The organism is Nocardia sp. CDC159 (assembly GCF_023740735.1).
Taxonomy (GTDB): domain Bacteria; phylum Actinomycetota; class Actinomycetes; order Mycobacteriales; family Mycobacteriaceae; genus Nocardia; species Nocardia pulmonis.
In genome coordinates this window covers 1-882 of record NZ_JAMRXH010000050.1, presented here as the reverse complement: position 1 = coordinate 882, position 882 = coordinate 1, and the positions used below count along the sequence as shown (strand labels likewise).

Sequence of the window (882 nt, the reverse complement as noted above, 5' to 3'; positions counted from 1 at the left end):
GGTGGGCCTGCGGTGGGCGGGTTCCGGTTCTGGTTCGCGACCCGGCGGTGGGAGTGGTCACCGGAGGTGTACCGGCTGCACGGGTATGCGCCGGGGCAGATCGAGCCGACCACCGCGTTGATGCTGACCCACAAGCACCCCGAGGACCGCAGGTCGGTGGGCGAAACCATCGCGCGTTGTATCGAGCGCGGCGAACCGTTCTCGAGCCGTCATCGCATCATCGACACCACCGGTGTCGAGCACACGGTCATGGTGGTCGCCGACCGCATCTTCGATGACCACGGCCGCCCGGTGGGCACCAGCGGCTACTACGTCGACCTGGGCGGCGTGCTGGCCGAAACCGGAAAACAGGCACTCGACGAAATGCTGCCGGAATTGGTCGAGGCCCGCGCGGTAATCGAGCAGGCGGTCGGGGTGCTCATGGGGGTGTATCGAATCGGTGCCGAGCAAGCGGTGAAGGTCCTGACCTGGCGAGCCGAGGAAACCGGTGTGCCTCTGCGCGCTTTCGCCGCGCAACTGCTCACCGACGTCCAGCACGCGCCCCCGCTGCCCGCGCCGGTGGTGACCGCCGTCGATCACCTGCTACTGACCCTCCACCCACATCACACTTCCGACACAACGAGCTGACCCCGCCGAGCGAATGGTTCGGGCAGACCCAGCGGTCACTCGTGTTCGGTCACCGTGGTATCCGGATGCCTCCGACTGGTCTCGGGCCGGACGAAGTGCCCCGTAATCGACGAACGATCGCGGCGGGTATCGCCCTGGTGGGGCTCGTCCTCGCGCACGGTCGTCCTCGGATTCTCGGCCGCGGTCTCCTCGGTGACATACCGGCCGGTCTCGGCGGAGCGATAGCTTTTCTCGGCCACGGCGTCCTCCTCGAAC

Annotated in this window: 1 protein-coding gene and 1 pseudogene; one reads left to right on the top strand and one right to left on the bottom strand. The window is 67.5% G+C overall.

The window, feature by feature from the left end:
- Positions 1-627, top strand: a 627-nt coding sequence (locus NDR87_RS37085; RefSeq protein WP_251919025.1) for a PAS and ANTAR domain-containing protein, incomplete at its 5' end; no start/stop codon positions are given.
- Between the two features lie 35 nt (positions 628-662).
- Here the strand turns inward: NDR87_RS37085 and NDR87_RS37080 are convergent.
- Positions 663-882, bottom strand: a pseudogene (locus NDR87_RS37080) (hypothetical protein); the annotation flags it as partial.